The organism is Myxacorys almedinensis A, assembly GCF_010091945.1.
Taxonomy (GTDB): Bacteria; Cyanobacteriota; Cyanobacteriia; order Leptolyngbyales; family Leptolyngbyaceae; genus Myxacorys; species Myxacorys almedinensis.
The window spans coordinates 1-981 of sequence record NZ_WVIE01000063.1 but is presented as its reverse complement, the minus strand read 5'-3'; the positions used below and the strand labels follow the sequence as shown (position 1 = coordinate 981).

Genomic DNA, 981 nt, shown 5'->3' with positions numbered 1-981 from the left:
TTAACCTGAGTTCGGGATAAGAATTGGACAAGAAAGGGGCAAACCCAATAGGCTGAAAATGCTAAAATCTCATGCCCAGTTTGCCCTCATGATTAGTCTAGAAGAACTGTTCTGCACCGTCGATGATTTTTGCCGAACGTTTGAACCGCAATGGAAGCAACAACTTTTAGGATTTGGACTCCGGCTTCGCAATCGGAAACGAAGTTTGAGCTTGAGTGAAATCAGGACGATCCTGATTGCCTTTCATCAGTCGTGTTAGCGCAATTTCAAAACTTATTACCAAGAGAAAGTCCAGAGCGAGTGGGCAGCAGAATTCCCTAGAATCGTCAGCTATCAACGGTTTATTGAATGGGTTTCGGGTACTTTAGTGCCAATGTGCGCCTACTTGCGTTCGTGTTTTGGCAAGTGTAGCGGCATCAGTTTCATGGACTCGACTTCGCTTAAAGTTTGCCACAATCGTCGCATTTCGCAGCACAGAGTGTTTGAAGACTTAGCCGCACGCGGCAAAACTTCGGTCGATTGGTGCGTTGGCTTCAAACTGCATCTGGTGGTCAATGACCGAGGTGAACTGCTCAACATCCGGCTGACTCCTGGCAATACTGACGACCGTACTCCTGTGCCGAAATTGTTGCAGCAGTTGTTCGGCAAAGTGTTCGCTGATAAAGGCTACGTCTCGCAAAAGCTGGCAAAACAACTGCTCAACACCGCAGGCATTCAACTGATCACCAAACTCAAACGCAACATGAAACAACGATTCATGCCGCTTTGCGATCGTTTGCTGCTCCGCAAGCGTGCCATTATCGAAACCATCATCGACCAATTGAAGAACATTTCGCAAATTGAGCATTCGCGCCATCGTTCTCCCGTCAACGGCTTTGTCAACATCTTGTGTGGATTGATTGCCTACTGCCATCAGCCCAAGCAGCCCTCCATCGCGCTTGACCTCAATCTGCTGCTTCCGGCTTAACCCGAACTCAGGTT

Annotated in this window: 1 pseudogene; it reads left to right on the top strand. The window is 48.2% G+C overall.

What is annotated here, in order from left to right:
• The first annotated feature begins 88 nt into the window (after positions 1–88).
• Positions 89–967, top strand: a pseudogene (locus GS601_RS22635) (IS982 family transposase).
• The last annotated feature ends 14 nt before the right edge of the window (positions 968–981 follow it).